Genomic DNA, 4286 nt, shown 5'->3' on the forward strand with positions numbered 1-4286 from the left:
CGCCGACTGCACTCGGCAACGCTGCGGCGCTCGAGGTCGCCTCCTCCGCTTCGCGACCCGGCGTCTTCAGATCGAGCCGCACGATGAAGAAGCGGAACAAGCCGTAGTACAGCGCGAAGTAGACGAGCCCGATCGGCAGCAACATCCACGGCCGCGTCGCCTGCTTGAAGTTGAGCACGTAGTCGAACAGGCCGGCCGAGAAGCCGAAGCCCAGCCGGACCCCAGCGCGTCCATCCCCGCCATCGCGACGCCGGTCAGCACCGCGTGCACGGCGTAGAGCGCGGGCGCCAGGAACATGAAGCTGAACTCGATGGGCTCGGTCACGCCGGTCAGTAACGAGGTCAGCGCCAGCGAGCCCAGCATGCCGCCGACGGCCTTGCGCCGCTCGGGCCGGGCGGCGCGGTACATGGCCAGGCACGCCGCGGGCAGTCCGAACATCATCACCGGGAAGAAGCCGCTCATGAACGCGCCGGCCGACGGATCGCCGGCGGCGAAGCGGTTGAGGTCCCCGGTCACGCCGTTGAAATCGCGACCAAGTCCTACCTCGCCGCGCTCGCGGCCATCGCCCAGCTCGTGGCGGCGTGGACACAGGACGCGGCGCTCACTGCCGCGCTCGACGAGTTGCCCGGCCGGATGGCCGAGGCGCTGGCGCTGGACTGGAGCGCGGCCCTGCCGGTGCTGGAGCGCTCGGCGAGCCTCTATGTCGTCGGGCGCGGCCCCGGCTTCGCCGCGGCCCAGGAGGCGGCGCTCAAGTTCAAGGAGACCTGCGGCCTGCACGCCGAGGCCTTCAGCGCGCCGAGGTCCGGCACGGCCCGATGGCCATCGCCCGCGACGGCTTCCCGGTGCTGGTGCTGGCGCAGGACGACGCCACGCGCGACGGCGTCGAGACGCTCGCAGCCGAGCTCGCCGTGGCCGGCGCCAAGGTGCTGATCGCCGGCGGGACCGCGCCGGGCGCGGTCAGCCTGCCGGCGCTGCCGGCCCACCCGCTGCTGCAGCCGATTCTCCTGGCGCAGAGCTTCTATGTGATGGTCGAGGCGCTGGCGCGGCGGCGCGGCTTCGATCCCGACCGGCCACCCGGCCTCTCCAAAGTCACGAGGACCCTCTGATGTCGACCGCGCTCGTCGGCGGCCGGGTCTTCAACGGCAAGGGGTTCGTCGCCGGCCTGGGCGTCGTGATCGAGGGCGCGCGGATCGCGGCCGTGGTCCCCGAGGCCGAGGCGCTGGCCCGCGCCGACAGCCGCCACGACCTCGCCGGCGGTCGGCTCGCGCCCGGGTTCGTCGACACTCAGGTCAACGGCGGCGGCGGCGTCCTGTTCAACGACGAGCTCAGCGTCGAGGCTATCGAGGCCATCGGCGCGGCCCATCGCCGGTTCGGCACGACCGGCTTCCTGCCCACCCTGATCAGCGACGACCTCGACGCGATCGACCAGGCGCTGCGGGCTGTCGAGGCGGCCATCGCGGCGGGCGTCCCGGGCGTTCTCGGCGTGCACGTGGAGGGGCCCTTCATCAACGCGGCGCGCGCTGGCATCCACGACAAGGCGAAGTTCCGCCTGCTGGACGAGCGCGCCATCGCCCTGCTCACGTCGATTCGCGCCGGCCGTACCCTGGTGACACTGGCCCCGGAGCTCACCGAGCCCGGCATGATCCGCCAGCTGGCCGACGCCGGTGTGGTGGTCGCCGCCGGTCACACCGACGCCAGCTACGAGGAAATCCGCGAGGCGCTGGACGCCGGCGTCACCGGCTTCACCCACCTCTTCAACGCCATGTCGCCCATGGCCAGCCGGGCGCCCGGCGCGACCGGGGCGGCGCTGGAAGACCCCAAAAGCTGGTGCGGGATCATCGTGGATGGCCGCCACGTGCATCCGGCCGTGCTGCGGCTGGCGCTGCGCAGCCGCCCCCTCGACCGCTTCATGCTGGTCACCGACGCCATGCCCAGCGTGGGCCTCTCGGAAAAGACCTTCACCCTGCAGGGCCAGACGATCACCGTCGAGGACGGAGTCTGCGTGGCGCCCGACGGCACCCTGGCCGGGTCGGACCTCGGCATGGCCGCCGCCGTCCGCAACACCGTCGAGATGCTGGGCGTCGACGAGGCGGCGGCGGCCCGGATGGCCGGCCTCAATCCCGCGAGCTTCCTGGGCCTGGACCACGAGCTGGGCCGGATCGCGCCCGGCCAGCGGGCCGATCTGGTCCTTCTCGACGATGCCGGCCGCGCGCAAGGCACGTGGATCGCCGGGCACTTCGCTTCCAGTTGATCGGCGCGCCCCACCCAAGGGGAAAATGCTTGGCTATTGTCCCAACTTTGGCCATGCCGGGCGTCTGTAACGCTGGTGCAGCGCCCAAGAAGACCAAAAGGGGGAACGTGTTGGCGCCTTCGAGGCCGTCAGAGAGGTCGGCAGGCGATTCGCCGCTGACCCGGGCCTTCTTCGAGAAGCGGGAGAACCTCCTCCTGTTCCTCGCGGCGCGCACCCGCTGCATGGCCACTGCCGAAGACCTGTTGCAGGACCTGTATCTCAAGGTGGCGGCCGCCGAAGCCGACGAGGCCGACGTCCGCGCGCCTTCGGCGCTGCTCTATCGGATGGCCACGAACCTCCTGGTCGACCACGTGCGCAGCCGCCAGCGCTCGTCGCGCCGCAGCGCCGACTGGCGGCGCGAGACGCGCGCCTTCGTGGGCGCCGAGGAGGTGGCCGGCGATCCGCCGGCCGACGAGGCGGTGATCTCCCGCCAACGCGTTCGCCTGCTGGCCGAGGCCGTGGCCGAACTGCCGCTGCAGATGGGCAAGGCGTTCCGCCTTCACAAACTGGAGGGCCGCAGCCAGAAGGAAACCGCCGAAGCCATGGGCGTCTCGGTGAAGATGATCGAGCAGCACATCCAGGCGGCCGTCCAGCGCCTGGCCCAGAGGCTCCGGTCGTGAGTCGCAAGAATTTTCTTCGGCGGCCTAGGGCTGCGGCGCGACGGCGCCGTCTCTCCGGGTGTCCAGCGCGTTCTGCGCAGACCTGGCAGGCGGGCCGATGAGCAGCATGGCGATCGTGGAGGAGCGGGAACTGGCGGAAGCCAGCGCCTGGCTTGCGCGCCTGCAGCGTGAGGACGTCGCCGAACAGGATGGCCTCGAGTTCGAGGCGTGGCTTGAAGCTGCCCCTGGCAACCGAGCCGCCTATACGCGGGCCCTGGCCATCTGGCACGAGTTCGAGACCGCCGCCCCGCTGGTGCAGGACGAACTGGCCGCCGGCCAGCGCCGCGAGGCGCAGAAGCTGCGCGGTAGGGCGACCCGCCGTTGGTGGATGGGCGCGGGCGGCATGGCCGTCGCCGCCGGCCTGGCCGTCGCGGTCCTGCCCGGCGTCCTCGCCCAGCAGGCCACGGCCGAGACGTACGCGACCGGCAAGGGCGAGCGGAAGCGCGTGACGCTGGCCGACGGCTCGATCGTCGACCTCAACGCCGAGACCCGGCTCGCGGTCACCTACGCCCGCAGCGAGCGGAAGGTCGAGATGGCCGAGGGCGAGGCGATCTTCGACGTGGCCCGCGACGCCAGGCGACCCTTCACGGTGGCCGCTCCGAACCGTGAAGTCCGCGTGCTGGGCACCCAGTTCGACGTCCGCAGCCGTCAGGGCGAGCTCACGGTGACGGTGGCGCGCGGCAAGGTGCAGGTGCGGCCCATCAGCACGGCGATCCAGGGGCGTTCGTTCCTGCTGACGCCCGGGCAACGCCTTGAGGTGGCTTCCAGCGGCCGCGAGGAGCTGAAAGCCGTCGACCCGCAGGAGGCCTTCAGCTGGCGCGCCGGCCGCCTGATCTACAGGGGCGAGCCGCTGGCCGATGTCGTGGCCGACCTGAACCGCCAGTACGTCGAACAGATCGAGATCTCCGACCCCGAGCTTGGCAAGATGCCCATCACCGGTGTGATCGTGCTCGACGATCAGCCGGCCGTTGTGGCGCGTCTGAGCTTGATGCTCCCGATTAGATCGGTACCTTCCGACAGGGGGCTGCTGCTTCTTCGGAAGTGATAGGCCGAAGTAAGGGCGGAGCTGACCATCCTCGCGCGTCGGGAATTGGCGGCCGCTGTCACGTGCGTCGTGGTGGTGGCCTGTGCCGGCAGTACCGCCGACGCGGCGCCCGCGCGTATCCATTTCCGCGTCGATCCCCAGCCCTATTCCGAGGCGCTGCTCGACATCGCCCAGCAGGCCAACATCACCCTGATCGGCGCCGCCGCCTGCAGCGGCCAGTCGCGCACCCGGCTGGCCGGTCCGATGACCTTGGAGCAGGCCCTGGGCCATCTCCTGGCGGGCGCGCCGTGCG

General features: G+C 71.3%; 5 protein-coding genes and 1 pseudogene. 5 read left to right on the forward strand and 1 reads right to left on the reverse strand.

The window, feature by feature from the left end:
• Nucleotides 1-528 (reverse strand): annotated as a pseudogene (locus VGD44_RS11255) (PTS transporter subunit EIIC); the annotation flags it as partial.
• Between the two features lie 287 nt (nucleotides 529-815).
• On the opposite strand from VGD44_RS11255, the gene VGD44_RS11260 reads away from it, so the two are divergent.
• The 5 genes from VGD44_RS11260 to VGD44_RS11280 all read left to right on the forward strand — a co-directional run.
• A complete protein-coding gene (locus VGD44_RS11260; protein WP_331086952.1) occupies nucleotides 816-1106 on the forward strand; it encodes a hypothetical protein in 291 nt (96 codons plus the stop codon).
• Complete coding sequence (gene nagA, locus VGD44_RS11265) at nucleotides 1106-2251, forward strand: N-acetylglucosamine-6-phosphate deacetylase (protein WP_331086955.1); 1146 nt, start codon at nucleotides 1106-1108, stop codon at nucleotides 2249-2251. Before VGD44_RS11260 ends, nagA begins: the two co-directional genes overlap by 1 nt.
• A 107-nt stretch (nucleotides 2252-2358) precedes the next feature.
• The gene (locus tag VGD44_RS11270) at nucleotides 2359-2910 is read left to right on the forward strand and encodes an RNA polymerase sigma factor (RefSeq protein ID WP_331086957.1); all 552 of its coding nucleotides are present in this window, start codon (nucleotides 2359-2361) and stop codon (nucleotides 2908-2910) included.
• Between the two features lie 97 nt (nucleotides 2911-3007).
• The gene (locus VGD44_RS11275; RefSeq protein WP_331086959.1) at nucleotides 3008-3994 is read left to right on the forward strand and encodes a FecR family protein; all 987 of its coding nucleotides are present in this window, start codon (nucleotides 3008-3010) and stop codon (nucleotides 3992-3994) included.
• Nucleotides 3995-4039: 45 nt separating this feature from the next.
• Nucleotides 4040-4286, forward strand: a 247-nt coding sequence (locus VGD44_RS11280) for a hypothetical protein (RefSeq protein WP_331086961.1), incomplete at its 3' end; no start/stop codon positions are given.

This window comes from Phenylobacterium sp., from assembly GCF_036402295.1.
In the GTDB taxonomy this organism is placed as follows: Bacteria; Pseudomonadota; Alphaproteobacteria; order Caulobacterales; family Caulobacteraceae; genus Phenylobacterium.

Excerpts from the sequence above, each read along its gene's own strand:
- nagA (WP_331086955.1), top strand. The coding sequence starts at position 1,106 with ATGTCGACCGCGCTCGTCGGCGGCCGGGTCTTCAACGGCAAGGGGTTC.
- VGD44_RS11275 (WP_331086959.1), top strand. The coding sequence starts at position 3,008 with ATGAGCAGCATGGCGATCGTGGAGGAGCGGGAACTGGCGGAAGCCAGC.
- VGD44_RS11260 (WP_331086952.1), top strand. The coding sequence starts at position 816 with ATGGCCATCGCCCGCGACGGCTTCCCGGTGCTGGTGCTGGCGCAGGAC.